This is a genomic window from Bacillus fungorum (genome assembly GCF_002746455.1).
Taxonomy (GTDB): Bacteria; Bacillota; Bacilli; order Bacillales; family Bacillaceae_G; genus Bacillus_A; species Bacillus_A fungorum.
This window is the reverse complement of the sequence record NZ_NWUW01000001.1, coordinates 47,975-73,557: the sequence shown is the minus strand read 5'-3', so window position 1 is coordinate 73,557 and position 25,583 is coordinate 47,975. Positions and strand designations below refer to the sequence as shown.

Annotated in this window: 28 protein-coding genes; 3 read left to right on the top strand and 25 right to left on the bottom strand. The window is 37.2% G+C overall.

Annotated elements, in window-relative coordinates:
• Positions 1-2: 2 nt before the first annotated feature.
• From yqfD to gpr, 16 genes are all read right to left on the bottom strand, one after another.
• Positions 3-1,202: a sporulation protein YqfD gene (yqfD, locus tag CO726_RS00420; protein ID WP_099682985.1), complete on the bottom strand. Its 1,200-nt coding sequence runs from the start codon at positions 1,200-1,202 to the stop codon at positions 3-5.
• A gap of 174 nt (positions 1,203-1,376) precedes the next feature.
• The gene (gene yqfC / locus CO726_RS00410; RefSeq protein ID WP_098760893.1) at positions 1,377-1,670 is read right to left on the bottom strand and encodes a sporulation protein YqfC; all 294 of its coding nucleotides are present in this window, start codon (positions 1,668-1,670) and stop codon (positions 1,377-1,379) included.
• Between the two features lie 108 nt (positions 1,671-1,778).
• Positions 1,779-2,222, bottom strand: a complete 444-nt coding sequence (locus CO726_RS00405; protein WP_098760894.1) for a GatB/YqeY domain-containing protein — start codon at positions 2,220-2,222, stop codon at positions 1,779-1,781.
• A 15-nt stretch (positions 2,223-2,237) separates the two neighbouring features.
• Entirely contained in the window at positions 2,238-2,411 is a 174-nt protein-coding gene (gene rpsU / locus CO726_RS00400; RefSeq protein ID WP_000048061.1) for a 30S ribosomal protein S21, read from the bottom strand.
• 418 nt (positions 2,412-2,829) lie between these two features.
• Entirely contained in the window at positions 2,830-4,182 is a 1,353-nt protein-coding gene (gene mtaB, locus CO726_RS00390) for a tRNA (N(6)-L-threonylcarbamoyladenosine(37)-C(2))-methylthiotransferase MtaB (RefSeq protein WP_000108686.1), read from the bottom strand.
• A 6-nt stretch (positions 4,183-4,188) separates the two neighbouring features.
• Positions 4,189-4,938 (bottom strand): 16S rRNA (uracil(1498)-N(3))-methyltransferase, encoded by a 750-nt coding sequence (locus tag CO726_RS00385; protein ID WP_099682983.1) that lies wholly within the window; start codon positions 4,936-4,938, stop codon positions 4,189-4,191.
• Between the two features lie 144 nt (positions 4,939-5,082).
• A complete protein-coding gene (gene prmA, locus CO726_RS00380) occupies positions 5,083-6,021 on the bottom strand; it encodes a 50S ribosomal protein L11 methyltransferase (RefSeq protein WP_099682982.1) in 939 nt (312 codons plus the stop codon).
• A gap of 28 nt (positions 6,022-6,049) precedes the next feature.
• Entirely contained in the window at positions 6,050-7,168 is a 1,119-nt protein-coding gene (dnaJ, locus tag CO726_RS00375) for a chaperone protein DnaJ (RefSeq protein WP_099682981.1), read from the bottom strand.
• A gap of 194 nt (positions 7,169-7,362) precedes the next feature.
• On the bottom strand, positions 7,363-9,198 hold the full coding sequence (dnaK, locus tag CO726_RS00370) for a chaperone protein DnaK (protein ID WP_000034700.1): 1,836 nt from the start codon (positions 9,196-9,198) through the stop codon (positions 7,363-7,365).
• A 26-nt stretch (positions 9,199-9,224) separates the two neighbouring features.
• On the bottom strand, positions 9,225-9,791 hold the full coding sequence (grpE, locus tag CO726_RS00365; protein WP_099682980.1) for a nucleotide exchange factor GrpE: 567 nt from the start codon (positions 9,789-9,791) through the stop codon (positions 9,225-9,227).
• Between the two features lie 114 nt (positions 9,792-9,905).
• Positions 9,906-10,922 (bottom strand): heat-inducible transcriptional repressor HrcA, encoded by a 1,017-nt coding sequence (hrcA, locus tag CO726_RS00360; protein WP_099682979.1) that lies wholly within the window; start codon positions 10,920-10,922, stop codon positions 9,906-9,908.
• A gap of 133 nt (positions 10,923-11,055) precedes the next feature.
• Positions 11,056-12,195, bottom strand: a complete 1,140-nt coding sequence (gene hemW / locus CO726_RS00355; RefSeq protein ID WP_098760901.1) for a radical SAM family heme chaperone HemW — start codon at positions 12,193-12,195, stop codon at positions 11,056-11,058.
• 51 nt (positions 12,196-12,246) lie between these two features.
• Complete coding sequence (locus CO726_RS00350; RefSeq protein WP_099682978.1) at positions 12,247-12,621, bottom strand: winged helix-turn-helix transcriptional regulator; 375 nt, start codon at positions 12,619-12,621, stop codon at positions 12,247-12,249.
• Positions 12,622-12,751: 130 nt separating this feature from the next.
• Complete coding sequence (lepA, locus tag CO726_RS00345; protein ID WP_099682977.1) at positions 12,752-14,575, bottom strand: elongation factor 4; 1,824 nt, start codon at positions 14,573-14,575, stop codon at positions 12,752-12,754.
• 210 nt (positions 14,576-14,785) lie between these two features.
• Entirely contained in the window at positions 14,786-15,148 is a 363-nt protein-coding gene (locus CO726_RS00340; RefSeq protein WP_136699326.1) for a YqxA family protein, read from the bottom strand.
• Positions 15,148-16,251: a GPR endopeptidase gene (gene gpr / locus CO726_RS00335; RefSeq protein WP_099682975.1), complete on the bottom strand. Its 1,104-nt coding sequence runs from the start codon at positions 16,249-16,251 to the stop codon at positions 15,148-15,150. Before gpr ends, CO726_RS00340 begins: the two co-directional genes overlap by 1 nt.
• Positions 16,252-16,432: 181 nt before the next feature.
• On the opposite strand from gpr, the gene rpsT reads away from it, so the two are divergent.
• The gene (rpsT, locus tag CO726_RS00330; protein WP_001274012.1) at positions 16,433-16,690 is read left to right on the top strand and encodes a 30S ribosomal protein S20; all 258 of its coding nucleotides are present in this window, start codon (positions 16,433-16,435) and stop codon (positions 16,688-16,690) included.
• An 80-nt stretch (positions 16,691-16,770) separates the two neighbouring features.
• Here rpsT and holA read toward each other — a convergent pair whose 3' ends face one another.
• On the bottom strand, positions 16,771-17,781 hold the full coding sequence (gene holA, locus CO726_RS00325) for a DNA polymerase III subunit delta (protein ID WP_099682974.1): 1,011 nt from the start codon (positions 17,779-17,781) through the stop codon (positions 16,771-16,773).
• 346 nt (positions 17,782-18,127) lie between these two features.
• On the opposite strand from holA, the gene CO726_RS00320 reads away from it, so the two are divergent.
• Positions 18,128-18,262: a YqzM family protein gene (locus CO726_RS00320; protein WP_001058627.1), complete on the top strand. Its 135-nt coding sequence runs from the start codon at positions 18,128-18,130 to the stop codon at positions 18,260-18,262.
• A 28-nt stretch (positions 18,263-18,290) separates the two neighbouring features.
• Here CO726_RS00320 and CO726_RS00315 read toward each other — a convergent pair whose 3' ends face one another.
• The 3 genes from CO726_RS00315 to CO726_RS00305 all read right to left on the bottom strand — a co-directional run bounded on the left by CO726_RS00315 (position 18,291) and on the right by CO726_RS00305 (position 21,847).
• Complete coding sequence (locus tag CO726_RS00315) at positions 18,291-20,612, bottom strand: DNA internalization-related competence protein ComEC/Rec2 (RefSeq protein ID WP_099682973.1); 2,322 nt, start codon at positions 20,610-20,612, stop codon at positions 18,291-18,293.
• A 14-nt stretch (positions 20,613-20,626) separates the two neighbouring features.
• On the bottom strand, positions 20,627-21,184 hold the full coding sequence (locus tag CO726_RS00310) for a ComE operon protein 2 (RefSeq protein WP_000439781.1): 558 nt from the start codon (positions 21,182-21,184) through the stop codon (positions 20,627-20,629).
• A 63-nt stretch (positions 21,185-21,247) separates the two neighbouring features.
• Positions 21,248-21,847 (bottom strand): helix-hairpin-helix domain-containing protein, encoded by a 600-nt coding sequence (locus tag CO726_RS00305; protein ID WP_099682972.1) that lies wholly within the window; start codon positions 21,845-21,847, stop codon positions 21,248-21,250.
• 76 nt (positions 21,848-21,923) lie between these two features.
• Here CO726_RS00305 and comER point away from each other — a divergent pair, with 76 nt between their 5' ends.
• Positions 21,924-22,751 carry a late competence protein ComER gene (gene comER, locus CO726_RS00300; protein ID WP_099682971.1) on the top strand — a complete coding sequence of 276 codons (828 nt, stop codon included), beginning with the start codon at positions 21,924-21,926 and terminating at the stop codon, positions 22,749-22,751.
• A gap of 172 nt (positions 22,752-22,923) precedes the next feature.
• Here comER and CO726_RS00295 read toward each other — a convergent pair whose 3' ends face one another.
• The 5 genes from CO726_RS00295 to yhbY all read right to left on the bottom strand — a co-directional run bounded on the left by CO726_RS00295 (position 22,924) and on the right by yhbY (position 25,583).
• A complete protein-coding gene (locus CO726_RS00295) occupies positions 22,924-23,673 on the bottom strand; it encodes a class I SAM-dependent DNA methyltransferase (RefSeq protein ID WP_099682970.1) in 750 nt (249 codons plus the stop codon).
• Positions 23,670-24,026, bottom strand: coding sequence for a ribosome silencing factor (gene rsfS, locus CO726_RS00290; RefSeq protein WP_098760911.1), 357 nt, complete (start codon positions 24,024-24,026; stop codon positions 23,670-23,672). The genes CO726_RS00295 and rsfS overlap by 4 nt, the downstream gene beginning before the upstream one ends.
• Positions 24,023-24,592, bottom strand: a complete 570-nt coding sequence (yqeK, locus tag CO726_RS00285) for a bis(5'-nucleosyl)-tetraphosphatase (symmetrical) YqeK (protein ID WP_099682969.1) — start codon at positions 24,590-24,592, stop codon at positions 24,023-24,025. Before yqeK ends, rsfS begins: the two co-directional genes overlap by 4 nt.
• Complete coding sequence (gene nadD / locus CO726_RS00280) at positions 24,582-25,151, bottom strand: nicotinate-nucleotide adenylyltransferase (RefSeq protein WP_001226054.1); 570 nt, start codon at positions 25,149-25,151, stop codon at positions 24,582-24,584. The genes yqeK and nadD overlap by 11 nt, the downstream gene beginning before the upstream one ends.
• A 138-nt stretch (positions 25,152-25,289) precedes the next feature.
• On the bottom strand, positions 25,290-25,583 hold the full coding sequence (yhbY, locus tag CO726_RS00275; protein ID WP_000955224.1) for a ribosome assembly RNA-binding protein YhbY: 294 nt from the start codon (positions 25,581-25,583) through the stop codon (positions 25,290-25,292).

The window sequence follows — 25,583 nt, the reverse complement described above, 5'->3', positions numbered from 1 at the left end:
ACTCAGTCTCCTTGAATATCGGATTCGGATATTGGTTGTGGCTCTGCAATATTTTCAATCACAGTATAATGCAATGTGACTTTTAGTTGATCCGCCTCAACCTCTTTACTCAAAATCTTATCACTTACAATCATAGCATGTTCATCCAATTTTTTCTTTATTTCTTTTTCAGCCATCTCTTTCGCTACTTTCATTGCCTGTTTTTCTGTATATTCCCGGTTCGCTTCTTCCTCTTCTCGCACTATATCTTTTTCATATGCAATCGGCAGTGTAAAACCAAATAATTTCACATCATGCTTTACACTTTCCGTACGAGAGCGCTTATACTTATCATGTTGAAATCCCCATATTTTTATTTTCGCACTCCCAAATGTAAGGTAATGCTCCTTATACACATTGCCAGTATATACTTGAAATTGTGTCTTCAGCGGCACGTTCACCTTAGATGTGTACCACGTTTCCCCATATACAATACCTTTCGCCGAAACAACCGTCGGGCTCTCCTCATTACCATATATCCCTGATACGAGAAGCTGCCCTTTTTCTACATGATCATTTTTTAGGACGACTGGTTTTCCTACTTCAACAAATGTTTTTGTAACAATTGCTTCTTTTTTTGCAACTAAATTTTGCGGCCTTTGTTCCTTTTCTTTTTTCGGTTCGTTTTTTTCAACAATTTTAAAATGGTACGTCGTTCCTCTTATTTCTAGTCCCGCCCAAGTAATTGCATTAATATTGTCTGTCAAATGACGTTGTACATCTTCGACACTAGGCATTTGGAACTGTAATTTCCCTTTTTTAATACCCATTTTGTCCAATTCTTTCATCAATATATATTCTGTTTCAGGTTTTGCTCCTGTAATTTCAATTTTCCAAACCATATTTGATAATGCAATCATGCCAAAGAAGAAAATTAAAAAACCAATTAAGAATCCACTATTTTTAATTAAGCGCTTATTCAAAAAAGGAAAACCGTAACGCCCAATAAAATATAGTTTGCACTCATTTTTTCTATAAATCGGTTTTATTTTTTTCACATCTCGTAATAGCATACAAAAAACTAACGTTTCATCAGCAATCTTCTTAACGTCCCAAACTAATAAATTCCTACGCACACATTCGTTAACGAACCGTTCCGCTCCTCTACCTTCAATTCGTACCTTTACATATCCAAGCCACTTTATAAACCATTTATTTTTCATCTACTACCTTCACTACCTTTCCAAAAGTAGACACACTACTTTTCACTTTAATTAGCAAAATAGCTCGTACGAAAATGAAATAAAGAGTTTTATTGTCTAAATAGCGGGGTAAACTAAATAGTAGGGTCAAATCGTTAGAATAAAGAAGAAAAACTTCACATACGGAAGTTTCCCTCACTTCTCTTTCTTTTCTTCTTCTAAAAACGTCACTTGCTCAATTATCCCTTCCAGCAAAAGCTCTTCCGGAAGGATTGTTTTAATAACAAAGGATTGCCCCTTAATTAATAATTGACCGTGCTTTAACAACAATCTTACTTCTTTATCTGAAAACACTAATAAACCTCGATGATTTTCTATATAGATATGCACTTGCCCAACAAGCGTGATCCGAGGTAGATCCATTAGCACATCCACTGGCAGGTCTATTTGCTTCGTTAACCAATTCTTCATTTGTTCTAATTTTTTCATCTCAAAAGACCCCCTCTCATCCCATATGTATGAAAAAAGAGCTTGTAATATCACGTCCAAACTGAAAAAAAGCATAAAAAAACGTCTCATACGAAATGAGACGTTTTTTTATGCTAATAGCTGGATAACCAGCTTATTCACAAGTGATCCATCTGTTTTACCTTTTACTTTCGGCATAACAGCAGTCATCACCTTACCCATATCTGCTTTAGAAGTTGCACCAACTTCAGAAATAACTTGTTTGATTACATCAACCAGCTCTTCTTCAGTTAATTGCTCTGGCAAATATGCGCTTAAAATCTGAATTTCACTTTGCAGTTTATCAACAAGGTCTTCACGACCAGCTTTTTTAAATTCAAGGAGGGAGTCCTTATACTGTTTTACTTCACGAGCTAAAACTGTTATTTCCTCTTCTTCAGTAAGAGTATGTTGCAGTTTAATACCTTCATTTTGTAAAGCAGCCTTAACCATACGAATGACGGTTAATTTTTCTTTTTGTTTATTCTTCATCGCTTGTTTCATATCATCGTTTAAACGACCGAGAAGACTCATAACTTACACCCTCTCTTAGAATTTACGCTTTCTTGCCGCTTCAGATTTCTTCTTACGTTTTACACTTGGTTTTTCATAAAACTCGCGCTTTCTTGCTTCAGCAAGTGTACCAGTTTTAGAAACCGATCTTTTAAAACGGCGAAGTGCATCCTCCAAAGACTCGTTTTTACGAACGACTGTTTTTGACATTCTCTTTCCCTCCCTCCGAAACATCACACTTACATACTAACTTCAGCATGCAAAAAGAAACACTTCTTCAGCATGTCTTTTACGATTATAATACATTTTATCACTTCAGGTCAACTATTTGGCAGAATAAAAGAGGAATAGATGCTCTTCCTTTTTCAAAAACTGTGCAGATAGCTGTTATCTTTTCCCCTGAAGACAAATATATTTTTGTCATTACACCTTGTTTCATGCAGGAATGTACGAAACAACTACTCATTTCGTACATTTTCAGCACTTAACTTCTCCACTAAAAAAGAAAGCATGCAGATCGTTTCCGTTTGCATGCTTTTTTATCCCGCTATTTGCCGGGCAGTCAGGGCCCGATTGGTGAGGGCTGATAATCAGCAGGGGATGCCCCCCCACTGATTACAGTTTCACTTTATGCGCTTGCTGATTCTTTTTTCACATCATCTTCAAGAACACGAACAAATTGCGCTTCGTTATATGGATAACCAGCTTTCGTGATTTTCACTTTCACTAGTTTACCAATTAATTCTTCTGATCCTTCAAATACAATTTTCAAGTAGTTATCTGTATAACCTACATATAACCCTTCACGATCGCCCTCTTTAAATTGTTCTTCTGGAATAATTTCAAGTACTTCCCCTTCAAACTGTGAAGCATACTCTTTCGCTAATTGATTAGATAGTTCAATTAAACGGTGAACACGATCGTTCTTCACATCTTCAGGAACTTGATCTTCCATGCGTGCTGCAGGTGTTCCTGTACGTTTTGAATAAGGGAATACGTGTAACTCAGAGAAGCGATTTTCTTTAATGAAATTGTATGTTTCCATGAATTCTTCTTCTGTTTCACCTGGGAAACCAACGATTACGTCCGATGTAATCGCGAGGCCTGGTAATGCTTCTTTCAAACGATCTAAACGCTCTTGGAAAAATTCCATCGTATACTTACGACGCATACGCTTTAATACAGTATTCGATCCAGATTGCAACGGAATGTGTAAGTGACGTACAACTACTTCAGACTTATCTAACACTTCAATTACTTCATCTGAAATCTGACTCGCTTCAATTGAAGAAATACGAAGGCGTTTTAATCCGCCTACTTCCGCTTCCATATCACGAAGTAATCCAGCTAAGTTATAATCTTTAATATCTTCACCGTACCCACCTGTATGAATACCTGTTAATACGATTTCTTTATAACCTGCATCTACTAATTGCTGCGCTTGTTTAATAACTTCTTTCCCATCACGAGAACGCATTAAACCACGTGCCCAAGGAATAATACAGAATGTACAGAAGTTATTACAACCTTCTTGTATTTTTAAAGATGCACGTGTACGATCCGTGAAGTAAGGTACATCCAGTTCTTCGTATACACGTGTTTTCATAATGTTGCGGACAGCGTTAATTGGTTGACGCTCTTTGCGGAATTCTTCGATGTATCCTAACATCTTTTCACGATCCTGTGTACCAACTACAATGTCTACACCTGGAATCGCCATAATTTCCGCTGGAGATGTTTGTGCATAACATCCCGTTACACAAATAACCGCATCCGGGTTTTGACGGACAGCACGTCTAATAACTTGACGACTTTTCTTATCTCCCGTATTCGTTACTGTACACGTATTAATAACATATACATCAGCTTTCTTTTCATATTCAGTTCTTTCATATCCACCTTGTTTAAACAATTGCCAAATGGCTTCTGTTTCATAGTGGTTTACTTTACAACCTAACGTATGGAACGCAACAGTTGACATTGATCATCACCCCATCAATTCAAAATGATACGAAGCAGCACTTAACGCATATAATGGCGCCGTTTCTGTTCTTAAAATTCTTGGTCCTAAACTACATGGTACAAATTTATGTTCACAAAGCGCTGTAATCTCTTCCTCAGCTAAACCACCTTCTGGGCCAAATACAATCAATAGCTTTTGACCTAGTTTCATCGTCGTTAAAGCTTTCGCAAAATTAGATTTCTCGCCTTGTTTCGCTTCCTCTTCGTAAGCAACAAGACAAACATCATACTCACCACTCATTGAAAGCAATTGTTTAAACGATGCCGGAGCATGTACTTCTGGAATTTCACTTCTATGTGATTGTTCCGCCGCTTCTTTCACAATTTTTCTTAAACGCTCAACTTTTTTATCAGCTTTTTTCGCATCCCATTTTACGATAGAGCGAGATGCTTGAAATGGTAAGAATGCAGCTGCCCCAAGCTCAGTTCCTTTTTGGAAAATTAACTCTAGCTTGTCTCCTTTCGGCAGTCCACTTGCAATCGTCACGAAAACCGGAAGTTCACTTGACGCCTCTACCCATTCTACAATAGCCGTATTAATAAATTCACTGGTAATTTCATCAATTGAACATACTGCTGTTTTTCCGTTTACACAGCAATAAATGTGATCACCAGCTGACATACGCATCACTCTTGCGATATGATGTACGTCATCACCTACAATGCGAATATTTGTTTCATTTACATATTTCTCTTCTACAAAATAACGTTGCATATAATCACCTTAGTAGAGTTTCGTTTCTTTCGTAAGTCAACACTTACGAAAGGAACGAAACGGTATCATTTTTCATATAACAAACGGCAAGTCCCTCACCTTATAGTGAGAGACTCCCCTTTTCATTATAAACTAAAATCTATATTACGCATTTCGTGCAATAATTGCTACCCAATCTTCCATTCTTAACACTTCTTCAATTGTAAATCCAGCTTTTTCTAGCGCCTCAGAAATTACTTTTTCCTTCGTAGCAATAATGCCCGATGTAATAAATAATCCACCTGACTTCACAACTCTTGCTGCATCTTCAGGGAATAAAAGAATAATTTCTGCTAATAAGTTAGCTACGATTAAATCAACAGGACCTTCAATACCTTCTAAAAGACTATTTTGCCCAACAGACACGACGTCATCTGTTTTATTTAAACGCACATTCATTTCTGCACTTTCAACTGCAACTGGATCTAAATCATATGCTTGAACGGAAGACGCACCTAATTTTGCTGCTGCAATACTCAGTACACCAGAACCTGTTCCTACATCAATGATAGTATCACCTGGCTGTACCATTTTTTCTAAAGCACGGATACACATCGTTGTTGTTGGATGAGTTCCTGTCCCAAACGCCATACCTGGATCTAATTCAATAATTTTTTCTTCCGGAGAAGATGGTGTATATTCTTCCCAAGTCGGTACAATTGTGAATGTATCAGAAATTTGTACTGGATGGTAATATTTTTTCCAAGCAGTAGCCCAATCTTCTTCATTGACTTCGTTAACGGTAATGTTCCCAGTACCAATTTCGATGTCGTAAGATGGAAGCACATCAATAGATGATTTTACACCTGCAATTGTTTCATGTAAAGAATCCGTTTGCGGGAAATATGCTTTTATTAACACACCTTCCGCCGGATACTCATCTGGATTCAATGCATAAATTTCACCATATTGTTGCTCGCGCTCTTTCGTCAACTCCGCTGGGTCCTCAATCGCAACTCCACTAGCACCAGCTTCATGTAAAATATGAGAGACAGCTTCTACTGCTTCTTCTGTTGTATGAATACTAATTTCTGACCATTTCACAATTTACCAACTCCATTTTTTATTTCCATTATTCCCCTTTGAAAGCACGTTTAAGCTTTCCGAATAAACTATCATCTTGCTCTTCTTGTCCTGCAAATTCACGTAATAAATCTTTTTGATGTGAAGTTAATTTCGTCGGTACAACAACACGCACGACTACATATTGATCTCCTTGACCGTATCCACGTACGTTCGGAGCACCTTTTCCTTTTAAGCGGAATTCTGTTCCTGTTTGTGTTCCTGCTGGAATTTTCAGCTTCACTTTCCCATGAACAGTAGGAACTTCTACTTCAGCACCAAGTGCCATTTGCGCAAACGTTAATGGCATTTCGCAAATAATGTGATCTCCTTCGCGCTCAAAGAATTCATGATTTCTTACATGAACAACAACATATAAATCTCCTGCTGGCCCGCCATTTACGCCCGCTTCACCTTTTCCAGATACACGAATTTGTTGACCATTATCGATACCCGCCGGAATTTTAACGTTAATTTTTTTACGTTTACGAACTTTACCAGAACCATGACATGTCGTACATTTTTCTTTAATCATTTGACCAGTTCCTGAACAATGACCACAAGCTTGACGGTTTACGATACGACCAAATGGTGTATTTTGTTCTACACTTACTTGCCCTGATCCTGAACAATGTTTACATGTTTCTTTTGAAGTTCCTGGTTTTGCCCCGCTACCTTTACAAGTATCACATGGATCTTCTACTGGAATCTCAACATTTAACTCTTTACCAAAAATTGCTTCTTCAAAATCTAAAGTGACTTGATATTGTAAGTCAGCACCTTGACGCGGAGCATTTGGATCACGACGTCTGCCGCCACCGCCGCCAAAGAATGAACTAAAGATATCTTCAAAACCGAAGCCACCGCCGAAGTCTCCTCCGCCGCCGCCAAAGCCACCGAAACCTTGATTTGCACCAGCATGACCAAATTGATCATATTGCGCACGCTTTTGATCGTCGCTTAATACTTCGTATGCTTCTTGTACTTCTTTAAACTTTTCAATTGCATTTTCTTCTTTACTTACGTCTGGATGGTATTTTTTAGCCAAACGACGATACGCTTTTTTTATTTCATCTTTTGAAGCACCCTTGCTAAGTCCAAGGACCTCATAATAATCTCGTTTACTCATAAATTTACAACCCCCGAATCTTTCACATAAACGTAATTTTAACACCGAAAGAAAGTGCTTTGCAACAAAGTTTCCTCACTTACAGTATGCAAAGTAAAAAACTTAAGAACCTCACACTTTTCTCCTCATTCGTGAAAAAAGCCAAAGCCAAGGCACGCTTGACTTTGACTTTTTGTCATCTTACTTATTTATTATTACTTATCTTCTTTTACTTCTTCAAACTCAGCGTCTACTACATTGTCTTTCTTCGCGCCAGCATCTTGTGCTCCTTGTGCACCTTCTGCTTGCCCTGCAGCTGCTTGAGCTTGCTCATATAATTTAACAGTTAATTGTTGTACGATTTCTTGTAAAGCGTCTTTTTTCGCACGGATTTCCTCAAGCTCGTTCTTCTCAATCGCCGCTTGTAATGCTTCTTTCGCTTCTGTTGCTTTTGCAACTTCAGCAGCATCCACTTTACCTTCTAAATCTTTTACAACTTTGTCCGTTTGGAATACAAGTTGGTCAGCTTCGTTACGAAGTTCAACTTCTTCCTTACGTTTTTGGTCAGCGTCAGCATTTGCTTCTGCTTCTTGTACCATACGTTCTACTTCTTCATCAGAAAGACCTGAAGAAGATTGGATTGTAATAGCTTGCTCTTTGCTTGTTCCTAAATCTTTCGCACGTACGTTAACAATACCGTTCGCATCAATATCGAATGTTACTTCGATTTGTGGAATACCACGTGGTGCTGGTGGAAGGTCTGTTAATTGGAAACGACCTAATGTTTTGTTGTCGGCTGACATTGGACGCTCACCTTGTAATACGTGAATGTCTACTGCTGGTTGGTTATCAGCAGCTGTTGAGAATACTTGTGACTTACTTGTTGGAATTGTAGTGTTACGCTCGATTAATTTCGTGAACACGCCACCCATAGTTTCAATACCTAAAGAAAGTGGAGTTACGTCTAATAATAGTACGCCTTCTACATCACCAGTAAGTACGCCACCTTGAACTGCAGCACCTAACGCTACAACTTCATCAGGGTTTACACCTTTATATGGTTCTTTACCAGTTTCACGTTTAATAGCTTCTTGTACAGCTGGGATACGAGTAGATCCACCAACAAGGATAACTTTATCTAATTCGCTTGGAGCAAAACCAGCGTCTTTTAATGCACGACGAGTTGGCTCTAGAGTTCTTTCAACAAGACCTGCTGAAAGCTCTTCGAATTTCGCTCTTGTTAATGTTAATTCTAAGTGTAATGGACCAGCAGCTCCAGCACTAATGAATGGTAATGAAATTTGTGTTTGTGTTACGCCAGAAAGATCTTTTTTCGCTTTTTCAGCTGCATCTTTCAAACGTTGAAGCGCCATTTTATCTTGGCTTAAATCAATGTTATTTTCTTTTTTGAACTCAGCCACTAAGTGGTCAATAATAACTTGGTCAAAGTCATCTCCACCAAGACGGTTGTCACCAGCAGTCGAAATAACTTCGAATGTTCCGTCTGCTAACTCAAGGATAGATACGTCAAATGTACCGCCACCTAAGTCATATACTAAGATTTTTTGCTCTTCATCTTGTTTTTCTAAACCGTAAGCAAGCGCTGCTGCTGTTGGTTCGTTAATGATACGCTCAACTTCTAAACCAGCGATACGACCAGCATCTTTTGTTGCTTGACGTTCTGCATCGTTGAAGTATGCAGGTACTGTAATAACAGCTTTCGTTACTGTTTCACCTAAGTATGCTTCAGCAGAAGCTTTTAAGTTTTGTAAGATGATTGCAGAAATTTCTTGAGGTGTATAATCTTTACCTTCAACTTCTACTTTGTAGTCTGTACCCATATGACGTTTAACAGACATGATTGTATTTGGGTTTGTAATTGCTTGACGCTTTGCAACTTCCCCAACTTGACGCTCTTCATTTTTGAAAGCTACAACAGAAGGTGTTGTACGGTTTCCTTCTGGATTTGGGATAACCTTTGGTTCTCCACCTTCCATAACAGCTACACAAGAGTTTGTTGTACCTAAGTCAATACCGATAATTTTACTCATGGCGAATCCTCCTACTTTTATGTAAATTATTGATTTACTTTTACCATTGATGGGCGAATCACACGGTCTTTTAGTTTATAACCTTTTTGGAATTCTTCAACTACCGCGTTTGATTCAAATTCACTGTCTTCCACTTGCATAATAGCTTGGTGTTCATTAGGATCAAACTGTTTACCAACAGCTTCAATCACTTCAACACCTTCTTTAGTCAACGCTTCTAGCAATTGACGATGCACCATTTCCATACCTTGTAACAAGGATTTCGTTTGCTCATCAGTTGCTTCCACTTGCATCGCTCTTTCAAAATTATCAAGAGCTGGCAAAATATCTGAAACTAGACTTTGTGCTCTATATTTTTCAGCAGCCTGTTTATCCATTTGGACGCGGCGCTTATAATTTTCAAAATCAGCTTGTAGACGTAGTGTGCGACCTTCCGTTTCCGTTAGTTTCGCTTGTAACTCATCTACTTTTTCTTGTAAAAGAGCAGCCTCACTTTTTTCTTCTACAGCTTTTTCACTGTTTTCTGGCGTGACAGCTTCTTCAACTTGCGCTTCTTTCACTTCTTCTACCACTTGTTCGTTACGCTCTTCCACAATATTCACCTCCTTAAAAGGTATTAGGTATCATGTTGAACACAATTACCTAAGCATTATATATTACACACAGCAATGAAAATTCCATTACTTGAGCGAATGTATTACTCTCATTTACTTTTTAAGTCCATCAGTAAATTGTCTCGTAAATAACTGTAACAAACTAATTACCCGAGAGTATTGCATTCTCGTCGGACCTAAAATAGCAATTGTTCCAAGCTGTTCTTCTCCAATCGAATATGTTGCAGAAATTAAACTACAATCCTCCATAGCAGTCGCAGAGTTTTCCCTACCAATTTTCACTTGAATACCGACTTGTTTATGACGCAAAATGTCATAAAACTCGGCTTCATTATCAATCATCGTCAGCAAGGATCTTACTTTGTGAATGTCATGGAACTCTGGCTGTGAAAGCATATTTGCTTTTCCTCCAAAGTATATCTTTTCCGATAAAGGAACTTGAAATGTACCATCTAACATTTTTATTGCACTATCATAATTATGAACATACCCACGTAAAACTGTGACAATCTCCTTAAAGATTTTGTTATGCAGTTCCGACATTGGTACACCCGATAGCTTTTCATTTAAAATATTAACCATTTTTTCTAAATCTGATAAATCAACAGATTCCGAAACGGTAATCGTTTTGCTTTGTACATGCCCTGTATCCGTTACAATAATAGCGACTGCAGTTTGACGATCGAGCGGTACAATTTGTACGTTTTTAAGTTTATTTGTGCTTAACTTCGGTCCAAGAACAATGGCCGTATAATTCGTAAGGTCTGATAAAATTTGAGCCGATTGCTGTGCAATCTTTTCCGCTTCAAAAATTCTTTCAGCAAATAAATCTTTAATTTGTACAATTTCATCTTTCGGTAAGTTTTGCGGCGCTAAAAGATGGTCTACATAAAAACGATATCCTTTTTCAGAAGGAACACGTCCAGAAGAACTGTGCGTTTTTTCAATAAATCCTAGTTCCTCTAAATCAGCCATTTCATTTCGAATAGTAGCTGAACTAAATGTAATTTCATCTTTCTTAGCCAACGTCCTTGACCCAACAGGTTGCGCTGATCCAATAAAGTCATCAATAATTGTTTGTAAAATTAAGAGCTGACGTTCCGTAAGCATCTCATCATCACCTCTGTTAGCACTCTTTGTCTTCGAGTGCTAAATCTATTAATAACTTACCAAAATTGACATTCAATTGTCAACGGAAACGTCACGAAATAATGAAACTTTTTCACGTTTATGGAACATTTAATTAGTCAATCAAAAATGATTGGAATACTTCATTCCCTAATAATTTTCCTTTTCGCGTTAAACGCACATACCCTTCGCTCTCTTCAAGCAATCCTTTTTCTTCGTTCCTTTGTAACTGCTTAGCGAAAACTTGATCCATCTCCACATTAAATTTATTGCGGAACGCCGGTTTAGAAACACCTTTTGTTTTTCGAAGCCCTAAGAACAGTTCTTCTTCCATTCTTTCTTTCTCCGTCACCGCGTGAACATCTAGATACGGAAATCCAGTTTCATCAATTTTATTGAAATATTGCTTCAGCGGACCCACATTTTGAATACGTTCCCCATTCACATAACTATGAGCTCCAGCTCCAAATCCATAATACTCTTCATTATTCCAGTATGTGAGATTATGTCTACTTTTATTGTTACCTTTTGAGAAATTACTAATTTCGTACTGGTTATAACCGTGTTTCTCCATTTCATCCATTACCATTTCGTACATTTTCGCTTCATGGTCTTCACCTGGAAGTCTTAATTTCCCTTTATTCATTAAGTTATAAAACACAGTTTTCGGTTCCACAATTAATGAATAGGCCGAGAAATGCTGTACACCAAGTGTAAAAGCAACGTCTAATGTTTCTTTTACATCTTCTATCGTCTGCCCTGGCAGAGCATAAATAATATCTACATTTATATTTTTGAAGCCCACTTCCTGCGCTTCTCTAATTGCTACAAACGCATCTTCTCTCGTATGCTTACGCCCAATTTTCTCAAGAAGTTCATCTCGAAATGTTTGCACACCAAAACTAATTCGGTTCACTCCACCTTCTAGCAATACATGTAACTTCTCTTTCGGTAAATCACCTGGATTCGCTTCAAATGTTAATTCACAATTTGGGGCAAACGGACGTAAACGACGATTTATAATATCAAGTAACTTTTTTGTCTGCTCCATATTTAACGCTGTCGGAGTTCCTCCACCAACAAAAATCGTTTTCATACTATCAAACGGTACCTTTTGAACCGTATTTATTATTTCTTTCTCTAAATAATCTAAATATTGATTAACTGGTTGGCGTTCAATAAACACTTTATTAAAATCACAATAGTGACAAATATGCTGACAAAACGGGATATGAATGTATGCAGCTTGTACCAAATATAACTCCTACCTTTCTAAAAAGAAAACCTCCGCACTCCGGAGGATTCTTTACTTCTCTAACGTATTACGAATTTGTTCCATTCTCATTTTTCCCCAATCATACATCATTTCAACGATTGGTAACAGTGACATGCCTAGTTCCGTCATATAATACTCAACGCGAGGAGGAATTTCTGGATACACTGTTCGATCAACAATCCCATCCTCCATTAACTCTTTTAATTGATTCGACAAAACTTTATGAGAAATGCTTGGGAATAACCGTTGTAATTCACTAAAACGATGCGGCCCTTCCACACCAAGATGCCAAAGTATTACAACTTTCCATTTCCCGCTAATAATAGAAAGCGTCAATTCCTTTTCACAATTAAAATTACCATTTTGTATTTTATTTTGAATATCTTTTCGAATATTTTCGGACATTAACAATCTCCTAACTCTGTATGAACTAAAAAGCTCTCTCACTATTGTAAATGAGAGCTGCTCAGATGTCTAAAAAGTAATTATACAGAAAAAAGAAGCCGTATAAACGACTTCTTTTTTATTTCAAATATTAGTTATCATCCATTTTCAGTACAGCCATGAATGCTTCTTGCGGTACTTCTACAGAACCAACAGACTTCATACGTTTTTTACCTTCTTTTTGCTTATCAAGAAGTTTACGCTTACGAGAAATGTCACCACCGTAACATTTTGCAAGTACGTTTTTACGCATCGCCTTAATTGTAGAACGTGCTACAACTTTGTTTCCGATAGTCGCCTGAATTGGCACTTCGAACTGTTGTCTCGGAATTAATTCTTTCAATTTCTCTACAATTACTTTACCACGGTCATACGCTGAATCACGGTGTACGATAAATGATAAAGCATCCACTTGTTCATTATTTAAAAGAATATCCATTTTCACAAGTTTAGATGGTTTATAACCAATTAACTCGTAGTCAAATGATGCATACCCTTTCGTATTTGATTTTAATTGATCGAAGAAGTCATATACGATTTCTGATAACGGGATTTCATACGTTAATGTAACACGTGTTTCATCTAAATATTGCATATCAATAAACGTTCCACGTTTACCTTGACAAATTTCCATTACAGCTCCAACATAGTCATTCGGAACCATAATTGAAGCCTTCACAAACGGCTCTTCTACACGATCGATGGACTGTGGATCTGGCATATTAGATGGATTATCAACAATAACATCTTCACCGTTCGTTAAATAAACTTTATAAATAACGCTCGGCGCTGTTGTAATTAAGTCGATTTTAAATTCACGTTCAATACGCTCTTGAATGATTTCCATATGAAGTAGTCCTAAGAAACCACAACGGAAACCAAATCCTAGCGCTTGAGATGTTTCTGGTTCAAACTCAAGTGCAGAATCGTTTAACTCTAATTTTTCTAACGCATCACGTAAGTCGTTGTAACGTGCAGAATCAATCGGATATAAACCACAGAATACCATTGGGTTTAATTTACGATAACCTGCTAACGGCTCTGCAGCTGGACGTTTTGCGTGTGTAATCGTATCACCAACGCGTGTGTCACCAACATTTTTAATCGATGCCGCTAAGAATCCTACATCACCTACAGTTAACTCGTCACGCTGGGTAGTCTTCGGTGTAAATACACCTACTTCTGTTACTTCAAACTCTTTACCAGTTGCCATCATACGTACTTTATCGCCAACTTTTACCGTTCCATTTACAACACGGATATAAGCAATTACACCGCGGTATGGATCATATAAAGAGTCGAAAATCATACATTGTAACGGATCTTCTGAATCACCCGCCGGAGCTGGTACTTTCTCAACAATTTGTTCTAGAATTTCTTCAATACCAATTCCAGCTTTCGCTGAAGCAAGTACAGCTTCTGATGCATCTAAACCGATTACATCTTCTACCTCTTGGCGTACACGCTCTGGGTCTGCACTTGGTAAGTCGATTTTATTAATAACCGGTAAAATTTCTAAATTGTTATCAAGCGCTAAGTATACGTTTGCTAACGTTTGTGCTTCAATACCTTGCGCTGCATCTACTACAAGAATTGCACCTTCACAAGCCGCTAAACTACGAGATACTTCGTACGTAAAATCGACGTGTCCTGGTGTATCAATTAAGTGAAGAATATATTCTTCACCGTCTTTTGCTTTATAGTTTAATTGTACTGCATTTAATTTAATTGTAATACCACGCTCACGCTCTAAATCCATAGAGTCAAGCAACTGAGCTTTCATTTCACGTTGTGTTAACGCGTTTGTTTTCTCTAAAATACGGTCTGCTAACGTTGATTTTCCGTGGTCAATATGAGCAATGATAGAGAAATTACGAATTTTGGACTGTCTTTTTGCTCTTTCTTCTTTGTTCATCTATGTTCTCAACTCCTAATAGTCTCGCCAATATACACTAGCACTGATTATATCAATAGAGCAGCAAAGATTCAATGAAAACTCGTGCTGCTTACAATACAAATCATTCTATCTATATCTTATGCGAACAAACCATAAGAGACAAACCTTTTTCAAATTAAAAAACGGTCGTCTTACAAATCTGTAAAACAACCGTCCTCCGTTTGACTCTTAACTAAAAATCCCTTTTACTTTCCCAACAACTATATCTGTTCCAAACTTTGTTATTTCGTAGGCAACACTTGCTATCGCCATACCCATTCCTTCTACAACATTAAAACTTTTTAAGCTTTCTAATTGTTTTTGTTTTTCAGTAGCAGAAAACGAACTCTCCAAAATTTCTGATTCAGCGGCCTCACCTTTTGTTCCTGTCATATGAGCGATTTGTTCATACGACATTTGCTGATAACCTTTCATACTTTTCAAACCATGATTTGCAAGTGCCACCCCTGCTATCACCATAAGTAAACATATGGCCGCACTACATATACATAAAAGCGAAAAACGGCTTAAACGATTATCGTCTCTTCCCATCAATGTGTATATGCTCCTGTATTATCTTGGTCAATTTGATGATGCAACGCTGCATTTAAACCACTTGCTATTACATTTGCCATATCCTCTATAAAAGCATCTACTTCTTTTGGCGTCACCATTAAATTATGTCCAAGAGGAGATAGCACTTCGTAAATTAATTTTCTCTTTTCTTCATCTTCCAACGTACCTACAGCACCTAAAAACATATTCCGGCTCTTTTCATCTGGCATATCTTCTTCTGTTAATTTTTTCTTTTCTCCAAATGTAAAACCGGCTGGCAACAAAGAACGTGAAGGCTTGTGCCCTTCTTTCATCTCCCGGCCAAAATGTTTCAAAATAAAATCAATTGTATCACTTGTAATCGAGACAGCGTCGACCACAGTCGGAACACCTATTGCGATAACAGGAATACCTAGCGTTTCTTTACTGAGTTCCTTACGTTTATTCCCAACACCTGATCCAGGATGAATTCCTGTATCAGAAATTTGTATCGTGCTATTTACTCGTTCAATCGAACGGGCAGCTAAGGCATCAATTGCAATGACAAATTCTGGCTTTGTCTTCTCGATGATTCCATAAATGACATCGCTCGTTTCAATTCCCGTAATTCCCATTACCCCTGGACGGATGGCACTAACAGGCCTAAACCCTTCTTCTACACTTTCAGGCTGCAATTGAAACAAATGTCTCGTTACCAATACATTTTCTACAACTATCGGCCCAAGGGCATCTGGCGTGACATTCCAATTCCCAAGACCGACAATTAAACAGCTCGCTTCTTTTGTAACACCAACCTCTTCTAAGAAATAAGAAAATTCTTTTGCAAAAACGCGCTCTACTTTTTGTTGCAGTTCTGTATCTTGTTGACGTATACCTTGCACTTCAAGTGTTAAATAATTCCCAGGTTTTTTACCCATCGACTCAGATGCAATTTCATCAATCGTTACTTTCGTAATGGTAATACCTTCTTCTTCCCTCTCTTTTACAATAACGCCTTGTATCCCTTTTTGCTCTTCTTGGCGCTCTTGCAACATTTGATGCGCCTCTACAGCAAGGTCAGTTCTAACACTATATTTACTTAAATCTAATGGTTCTTTCATCGTATCTCCTCCGTCATTCATAGTAAATATCGTTAGATTTCCCAAAGTTATATAAGGTCATTCTTTCCTTTACGTGAAATTTCATTGATATACTATTGCAATTCTCTTCACCGTTTGATAGAATATCACTTGTTCTATGTTAAGAATCGAGTCATTCGATTGCACCAGGGAGGTGAAAAGTATGGCAAACATCAAATCTGCTATCAAACGCGCTAAACTTAGCGAAGAGCGTCGTGCACATAACGCTTCTATCAAGTCTGACATGCGTTCTGCTGTTAAAACTGTAGAAGCTTTAGTTACTAATAACGATCTTGAAAATGCTAAAGAAGCTTTCAAAACTGCTTCTAAAAAACTTGACAAAGCAGCTCGTAAAGGTCTTATCCACCAAAACGCTGCATCTCGTCAAAAATCTCGCTTAGCGAAACAAGTAAACGCGTAAGGCGTTTAAAAAACGATCCATTTGGATCGTTTTTTTATATACAAAAAAGTTCATGTGTTAAGCACATGAACTTTTTTGTATCACATATGATTTAACCGCATTAAGAAAAACTCCAGCACAAGTTTCTTATCCATTTTTCCCGTTTTCATACTATAATCAGCTTCCGCCAATTCTATAATCACTTTTTTTAATTCTTCAAAAGAGAAAAACTTCGTTTGATTCATCGCCAATTTTACACGGTATGGATGCACACCAATATGAGACGCAATTTGATTTTGTCCATAACCACGCTGCTGTAACTCCTTCACTTGATGCAGCAAGCGGAATTGACTCACTAATAACGCAAGCAATTTAATCGGTTCCTCCTGCTGCGTAAATAATCCATCCAAAATTTGCATCGCACCTGCAATATCTTTTTTCACTACTTTTTCTGTTAAAGCAAACACATTTTGTTCAACTGATTTTGGCACAAGCTCTGCAACCAGTCTCGGTGTAATCTCTCCGCCCATACCGACGTATAACGTTAACTTGTCCATTTCCTTCGCCAACATCGTTACATTACTTCCCACAAGCTCTAACAACAAACTAACAGCTGCATTATCAATATGTACATGCACTTCATCTGCACGAGCTACAATCCACTTTTGAACATCCTGCACTTGCATCGCATTCGCTTCTACTATATCCGCTGTTTTCTTTAATAGTTTTGTAATTTTTTTTCGTTCATCAAGTTTTTCGTAAGGCGCAACAAAAACAAGAATAGAAAACGGAGAAGGCTCCCCAATATATTCTTCTAAAATTTTTATATTTTGCTCTAACTTTTCTTTTTGTGAAGTTAAAAATAGTGGTGATTTTATTAATAACACTTTACGCTCTCCAAAAAAAGGAAGTGTACGTGCATCCTCAACCACATCTTCTAAATACGCTTCTTCTAAATCATATGTCACAACATTAAACTCACGATCTTCCTCTTCAAGCGCTTCTGTTGTAATAAGCTTTATCGTTTCATTTATAAAAAACGCTTCCGTTCCATACAGTAAATACAACGGAGCAAACTGCTTCTTTTTAATCTTTTTATGTATATCACTCATACTTTTTCCTACTCCCTAACTTGGCAATATATATTTATACTAATGCCCTAGCTTTTGTTTTACAAGTACAAAGGAACAGGCTGTATAACCCGTCCCTTTATTTATATTAAACGCCACGCAATAAGCCCCGGGTTTCTTATTGGTGTGCGGTAATCACCTTCCCTTTATTATTCACAATAAAAATTCGAGTATAAGTGCCAACTGTTAACATGCTTGGAAACAAAAAAACTCACGTTACTTCATGATCTAAAAGCAGTAAAACGCTCGATTTCTCTTCCTATGGAAATTGTAGATTTTTTTCTGACAATATTTTATACTAAAGTGGAATGTTGGGGAGGGATTCTAAATGAATAATTTTGAACAAAACGTTCAAAGTAAACGCAATGACGCTATTGATTCAGGGGTAGGATTTATCGTCTCATTTGGTTTTTTCGCAACACTTTTCATCATTGCAACTGTTATTAAATTTATCGGTTCTTAAAGACTGCTGCTTACTGGCAGTCTTTTTTTTATCTATTATGTGTTTCATCATATGTGATTTTGCTACAAAAGGTTCCGTTTTCCCCTTTAAAAATATAGGAAATAGCACCTTGCTTATCCGTGCGCCATATTTCAATCCCCATCTTCTCAAAACGCTCTATAACTTCCTTATGAGGGTGCCCATACCTATTACGCTCACCGACAGAAATAATCGCTATATTAGGCTGTACGGTGCTCAGAAAAGGCATTATAGATGACGTATTACTTCCGTGATGAGCAACCTTTAAAACATCTGCCCGTAAATCTGGATACGTAGTTACTAAAAACTTCTCTCCTTCTTCTTCTAAATCACCTGTAAACAGCCACGTTACCCCTCCTAATTTTGCCCATATTACAATCGAAGCATTATTTTCACTTCTTTCTTTTCCTGTTGGAGCTAGTACGAAAAATTCCGCTTCATTTACACTCCAACTCTCTCCTCCCCCCACTTCACTTATTTTCACTGCCTTTTCTAACGCCTGTTTCTTTACTACTTTTTCTAATATTGCCTCTTGTTCCTTTCGGCCAAATACAACTTCTTTTACAGTTATGTTTGCTAATAACTCTTGTGCAGCACCTATATGATCCGCATCTCCATGCGTTACGATTAATTTATCGATTGTTTTAATACCTTCCTTTTGTAAATAAGGGATTAAAATATCATTTCCAACAGAAAATTCATGCTTTTTCCGTTGCCATTCTTCCTTGTTTACACGAATTGTTCCACCAGTATCAATGAGGTAAACCTCTTTATCGTACGGAAGGCGAATTAATATTGCGTCTCCCTGTCCAACATCAAGAAACGTAACACTCCCGCTTTCCCGAAAATACGGATACACATAATGACATGTACAAATAAAAAGAAATATACCCGAGGCTATAAACATACTCCCTTTCGACATCCGCCTTTCCCAAACCATCAATACACTAATAATACTCACGCAATATAAGGCTACAAGAAGTATGGGTGTTTGCCCGAAATTAAGGCGGATAAAGGGTAAGCTTTCACAGTAACTGAGAAAATCATTAGAAAGATTCAAACCTATTGATAGTACATTCGCAAGTCCTTTTGCAAGAAATGGGATGATCGGTATACATATCAAAATAACAATACTACACGGCAATACAATGAAAGATAAAAACGGAACGTATAGGATATTCAAAAAAATACTATATGGAGAAAAATAGCCGAAGTGATATAGTAAAATCGGAGTGCTGACGAGCTGTGAAATGAAAGAAATATAAATAGAATTTCGAATTACTCCATTACTACTCTCTATTAAAAGCGGGGCAGATAAAAGTAAAGCAAAACTACCAACGAAAGAAAACTGAAAACCAATATTAAACACAAGATACGGATCAAATATAAGCATACATATAGCTGTTATACTTAAAGCATCTAAGCCAGATAAACGAATAGAACACATAAAAGCAATTAACATTAAAACTCCTGTTATAGAAGCTCTTATAACAGACGGTGACGCTCCTGCTAAAATCATATATAGCGGAATACAGAAGATAAGGCATACTGTTGCTATCTCCCTCGTCACACCACTTCTTAGCAAAATAAAATACACGATCACCATTAACAATACGATATGCGATCCTGAAATCGCCAACAAATGCACAAGACCAAATTGTTGATATTGCTCTTCAACTTCAAATGTCATTTGTTGTCGATCACCAAATACTAATGCATTTATAAAAGCACCTGATTGCTCTGGAAACATTTCTGTAACTCTCGAGATTGCTTGCTGTCTCAAAAGAAGAATCCATTGCACGAGTGACAATGATGTTTTATGGCATTCAGAAATATATGTAGCCTCCAATATGAAATGAATATTTTGTTTATACAAATAATCACGATAATTAAAACCATGAAAATTCCGAGCTATCTGTGGTTCTTTCCTCTCACCTTCGAATATACATGATACTCCTGCATGTAATTGTCGCAATTGTTTCTTTTCCGAGGCTGATTTAATTTTGTAACTTAACTGTACTATATTTTTATTCTGATCTTCAACTTGAAATGATAGGCGATCCCCGTTAATAAGAGGTGTATTATGTATCACTCCTCTTGTAGCTTCGTAGGACTCCCCTAGAGGCTTGTTTTGCACTTGAACATACGCGGTGTACATAGCGCCACTAAAACACACTATCATACAATAAAGGAAGGTTTTACGCGAAGTACGATACAAACAAAAGAAAACATATAAAACGAGACAACAAATCAGCAATACAACTGAAGAGGAGAAGGCAATTGCAATCCCTATTATAAACGAGATTGCAACATAGCCCCATTGTCCTTGCAACTCATACTCACTCCTTATAGCATCATTTTTGCTTTCGTGAATACATGCTGTAATTCTTCCATTGATAAGTTCTCTTTTTCTAAAGATGCAAATAGTTCTTTTAACTCCATATGACGCTTTTGATCCTCTAATGCTGCAATATCATATTCTAGCGGAACGTGTTTCACCTTTACATTCGCTTTTTCAAATAACTCTACGGCATATGGATGATTTTTATAATCCTGCGCATAATAAACTGCCGTAATACCACTTTGAATAATCGCCTTACAACATTGTAAACAAGGGAAATGCGTAACATAAATTTCCGCTTCCTCCGTTTTCACGCCAAACTTTGCACATTGTAATAAAGCATTCATTTCTGCGTGAATTGTACGAACACAATGATTATCAATAACGTAGCATCCATCATCTATACAATGTACGCCACCTTTAATTGAACCATTATATCCACCAGCAATAATTCGTTTATCACGAACAATCGTTGCTCCTACTGCAAGCCTTGTACATGTACTACGTAAAGATAGCAAATGGCTTTGCGTCATAAAATATTGATCCCATGAAATTCGTTCCATATTTTTCACCTACTTTTTTGTCTATTTGTAGTGTAGCGAATGAAGAAAAACTTCGTCAATCTTTTACGGAATAATAATTTGATCTTTTATTTTTTCCAAAGACTTCACACCAATCCCATCAACCTCTAACAAATCTTCTATTTTCTGAAACGGACCATGTTCCTCTCGATATTTCAAAATACTTTCTGCTTTCCGAGAACCAATGCCTGTAATTTTTTCAAGTTGCTCTTTAGAAGCGGCATTTATTTGAACTTTCCCCTCTCCCTTTGAAACAGCAGCTACTTCTTGTACTTGTTCGGTTTTATTCGGTACATAAAGGATCATTTGATCTTGTACCATTTGTGCTAAATTCACCTTCTTCTTATCTGCCTCGGGCAAAAAACCACCTGCCTTTTCAATGGCGTCCTTGACCCGGTCCCCTTCTTTCATTTCATACACCCCCTCTTTAACAACAGCCCCTTTCATATCAATTACAATTCTTTTTTTCTGCTCTTTTGTATCCGATATTTTTGGTTTGCTTTTTTTCTCTATCTCTTTCTCTTGAACATCCGTTGCAATGACTGGTCGCTCTGTATGCTGGTTCGTTTTCCAAAAAAGAAGCAAAAGTACAGTTCCAATAATAGCTACTAACCCCAACCATTTCTTTGGAAAATCCCACATCATTTTTCACCTCTAATCATAAATTTATAACATCATTCATATTGTTTAGGAGAAAGCTGTTCGAAGGAGGGATGAAACATTGAACATAGGAATTATAGGGACAGGGAACATGGGGAATATACTAATCGACGCATTTTTAGAAACCCGTGCTGTCAAACCTTCGTGCCTTACAATCATTAATCGAACGCCCGCCAAAGCATATCATATAAAGGAAAAATACCCTTCTGTTCATATAGCCAAAACTATTGATGCGGTAATCGAACGATCACATCTTATTTTTATTTGTGTAAAGCCGATAGATATATACCCGATCCTACAAAAATACGCTGAACATTTTTCTGATGAAAAGTGCTTAGTTTCTATCACAAGTCCAATATCTCCATCACAATTAGAGAAACTTGTACCTTGCCATGTTGCCCGTATTATTCCGAGCATTACAAACCGTGCCCTGTCCGGCGCATCACTATTTACATTTGGAAATAACTGCTCTGAAGAGTGGCAACAAAAACTATTTCACCTATTCAAAAACATTTCTACTCCCCTTGTAATAGAAGAGGATATAACGCGCGTTTCATCTGATATAGCAAGCTGCGGCCCTGCATTCTTTAGTTACTTATTACAATGTTTCATTAACGCTGCCGTAGATAAAACAAATATTACACATGAAGAAGCCACTACTTTAGTAAGTGAAATGGTCGTTGGAATGGGGAAACTACTTGAAAAAGGAATTTTCACATTGCCTACTTTACAAGAAAAAGTATGTGTTAAAGGCGGCGTTACAGGAGAAGGTATTCGGGTTTTAGAAGAACATGTTGGAGATATGTTTCATAAATTAATCGAGCGGACGCATGAGAAATTTGATGAAGATTTAAAATGCGTTGATCAGCAATTCAATAAACACACATAATAAATACGTCATCGTCACTCCAAATCCTTTTTATAAATACTTACTTTTTTCACATTATATTTTCACTTAAACTAGCATTTTCACACTTCACGTATATCAGCTTCTTATTATGCTAGAACTAAAATTACAGTTTCTTTACAAAACAAAAGCAACCTTCTCGGTTGCTTTTGTTTTACCCGTTTTTCTTCGCCATGAAGAAAATACGCTCTGTTTGTTCTGTAACTTCAAGTCGCTCAAAGTCACCAGTCACGCGAAGCACTGTAAAACCAGCCTCTTCAAGCCATTTCGTTAACTCTTCAACTGGATATGCACGTTGCACGTGACATTCGTCAAAACGATGGTACACATCTTCTTCTGGATCTTGAACAAAGAATGTTAAATCATGTTCTACACTATTTGATTCTTCACCAGGGAAGCAATTCCAAATAAGAGATATTTCTTCCCCATTCACTGTGTATGTTTCATTTTGAAATACATGATGTATTTTATATAAAGAATGTACATCAAATAAAAACAAACCATCATGACGTAAATGGTGAAACACTCTTCGAAATGTTTCTTGTACTCCATCTTCTTGCAATACATAATTTAATGAATCACAAAAGATTGTTACACAGTCGAACTCACCTGGAACATCAAGCTCTCGCATGTCTTGTTGGTAAAAAGGAATAAAATGTCCTTCCCCGCCTAGTTTTTGCTGAGCAACTGCTAACATTTCTTCTGAAAGATCGACACCGATTAAATCGTAACCCTTTTGTACAAGCGGAAGCGTTACATTACCAGTACCGCATGCTACATCAAGAATCTTCGCCTCTTTCATATCCGCTTGCTGTAAGCTTTCCTCTGTGAATTCCACCCATTTATCATAAGGGACATCATTCATTAGTTCGTCGTACAACAATGCAAATTGTTCGTAGTTCATTGGCCTAGCTCTTCTGTAATATCTTCACGTGGCACATCGCCCCATAGACGCTCTAAATTATAGTGATTACGCTCATCTTTATGGAATACATGAGCAACTACATCTCCAAGGTCAACTAATACCCAGCGTGCTTCGTCAAAACCTTCCATACGTTGTACGTCGATTTGGAACTCGTGTGCTTTCGATTTAATTTCACGCGCAATTGCTTGCACTTGCTTATCTGAGTTACCGTGGCAAATAATGAAATAATCTGCAATTGGTGAAATACCTTGCATATTTAGGACAACCATATCTTCTGCTCTCTTATCATCAGCTGCTTTTGCTGCTAATACTAATAAATCTTTATCTTTCATTTACTAATTTCCTCCTTGATAACTGCATTATATGTTTGGAATGTTAATGGATAAATCGTTTGATCTTTTTCCATTAAAAATTGAATTGTTCTCTTTAACGCAAATAATAAAGCTTGATTTATATCCGTATATGCGAATTTACGAGATTCCTCTACCCCTGGAAACTTTCGCCCAGGCTCAATGTAATCAGCTACATAAATTACTTTATCTAACATCGTCATTTTCTCATGACCACTTGTATGATATGTAATAGCTTGCAGGATTTCAGGATCTGTAATACCTACTTCTTTTTCTACTAAGTATGCCCCAACAGGTGCATGCCATAACTCTTTGTTATAGCAAAGTAAATCTTTCGGCAAATCTTCACTTTTAATAATCTCTTCCATCTCCGAAATCGCTCTACACTTCGCATAATCATGAAATATAGCTGCAACTTCAGCCTTTTTTTCATCCACACCGTATAACTTAGCAAGTTCAATTGCTGTCTCCATTACACCAATTGTATGTATATAACGTTTTTCATGCATTTGTTGTTTGACAATATGAAGTGCTTTCTCACGATTCATACAACCCATTCCTCTCGATATATACCTGTACTTTTTCAGGAAGTAAATATTTACATGTTTTCTTCTCTTTATATCTCTCACGCAATAAAGATGAAGAAACTGCAAACTCCGGAATTTCCACAGTGGTGATAGGATAAGGTGTATGCAATGTATAACCAGGTCTTGCAACCCCAACAAACGTTACAAGATCAAGTAACGCTTCAATGTTATACCACTTCGGTAAATACTCCACCATATCTCCACCAATAATAAAGTGAAACTGCACATCCGGATACTTCTTCGTCAATTGTAACATAGTGTCGTACGTATAAGATGGACCCTTCCTGCTTAGCTCTTCTAAACAAATAGAAAAATGTTCCTCTGCCTCAGTCGCAAGCTCTAACATTTGCAAGCGACTTTCTACACTTGTAATATTCCGCCCTTGTTTATGCGGTGGAATTTGGTTCGGTAAGAACCATACTTCTTCCAAATTCAAAGCGTGATATACTTCATTTGCAATTAGCAAATGCCCATAATGTGGCGGATCGAATGTACCGCCAATGATGCCAATTTTTCTCAAAAGAAACGCCCCTTCCTTTTACGTACAGCAACTCTCTTCATTTCTATCCGAAGAGAGTTCACTGTTAATAAAAGTTCAATTGGTTTCGCTCTCTACATCATTACGCACTAGCGATAACAATAGCGCATGCTAGTCTTTTTATCGAGGAAGCTTAATTTGCTTATTTTCTCTAGATTCTTTGTATAAAACGATTGTACTTCCAATTACTTGAACGATTTCAGCACGTGCGCCTTTTGCAAGTTCTTCTGCAACTTCACGACGATCGAATTCACAGTTTTGTAGCACACTTACTTTAAATAACTCACGAGCTTCTAAAGTATCTGCGATTTGTTTAATCATGTTTTCATTTACGCCGCCTTTTCCTACTTGAAAAATTGGTGTTAAATGATGTGCTTGTGCACGTAAAAATCTTTTTTGTTTTCCTGTTAACAT

Coding starts and splice junctions, on each gene's coding strand:
- CO726_RS00320 (WP_001058627.1), top strand. CDS start 18,128: ATGAATAATTTTGAACAAAACGTTCAAAGTAAACGCAATGACGCTATT.
- yqfD (WP_099682985.1), bottom strand. CDS start 1,202: ATGAAAAATAAATGGTTTATAAAGTGGCTTGGATATGTAAAGGTACGA.
- holA (WP_099682974.1), bottom strand. CDS start 17,781: ATGAGTGATATACATAAAAAGATTAAAAAGAAGCAGTTTGCTCCGTTG.
- CO726_RS00310 (WP_000439781.1), bottom strand. CDS start 21,184: ATGGAACGAATTTCATGGGATCAATATTTTATGACGCAAAGCCATTTG.
- CO726_RS00350 (WP_099682978.1), bottom strand. CDS start 12,621: ATGTCCGAAAATATTCGAAAAGATATTCAAAATAAAATACAAAATGGT.
- yqfC (WP_098760893.1), bottom strand. CDS start 1,670: ATGAAAAAATTAGAACAAATGAAGAATTGGTTAACGAAGCAAATAGAC.
- lepA (WP_099682977.1), bottom strand. CDS start 14,575: ATGAACAAAGAAGAAAGAGCAAAAAGACAGTCCAAAATTCGTAATTTC.
- gpr (WP_099682975.1), bottom strand. CDS start 16,251: ATGAAAGAACCATTAGATTTAAGTAAATATAGTGTTAGAACTGACCTT.
- rpsT (WP_001274012.1), top strand. CDS start 16,433: ATGGCAAACATCAAATCTGCTATCAAACGCGCTAAACTTAGCGAAGAG.
- dnaJ (WP_099682981.1), bottom strand. CDS start 7,168: ATGAGTAAACGAGATTATTATGAGGTCCTTGGACTTAGCAAGGGTGCT.
- yqeK (WP_099682969.1), bottom strand. CDS start 24,592: ATGAATCGTGAGAAAGCACTTCATATTGTCAAACAACAAATGCATGAA.
- mtaB (WP_000108686.1), bottom strand. CDS start 4,182: ATGTCAACTGTTGCGTTCCATACGTTAGGTTGTAAAGTAAACCACTAT.
- hrcA (WP_099682979.1), bottom strand. CDS start 10,922: ATGCTTACGGAACGTCAGCTCTTAATTTTACAAACAATTATTGATGAC.
- rpsU (WP_000048061.1), bottom strand. CDS start 2,411: ATGTCAAAAACAGTCGTTCGTAAAAACGAGTCTTTGGAGGATGCACTT.
- rsfS (WP_098760911.1), bottom strand. CDS start 24,026: ATGAAAGATAAAGATTTATTAGTATTAGCAGCAAAAGCAGCTGATGAT.
- CO726_RS00405 (WP_098760894.1), bottom strand. CDS start 2,222: ATGAGTCTTCTCGGTCGTTTAAACGATGATATGAAACAAGCGATGAAG.
- CO726_RS00295 (WP_099682970.1), bottom strand. CDS start 23,673: ATGAACTACGAACAATTTGCATTGTTGTACGACGAACTAATGAATGAT.
- dnaK (WP_000034700.1), bottom strand. CDS start 9,198: ATGAGTAAAATTATCGGTATTGACTTAGGTACAACAAACTCTTGTGTA.
- CO726_RS00340 (WP_136699326.1), bottom strand. CDS start 15,148: ATGGGAAGAGACGATAATCGTTTAAGCCGTTTTTCGCTTTTATGTATA.
- CO726_RS00385 (WP_099682983.1), bottom strand. CDS start 4,938: ATGCAACGTTATTTTGTAGAAGAGAAATATGTAAATGAAACAAATATT.
- CO726_RS00305 (WP_099682972.1), bottom strand. CDS start 21,847: ATGATGTGGGATTTTCCAAAGAAATGGTTGGGGTTAGTAGCTATTATT.
- yhbY (WP_000955224.1), bottom strand. CDS start 25,583: ATGTTAACAGGAAAACAAAAAAGATTTTTACGTGCACAAGCACATCAT.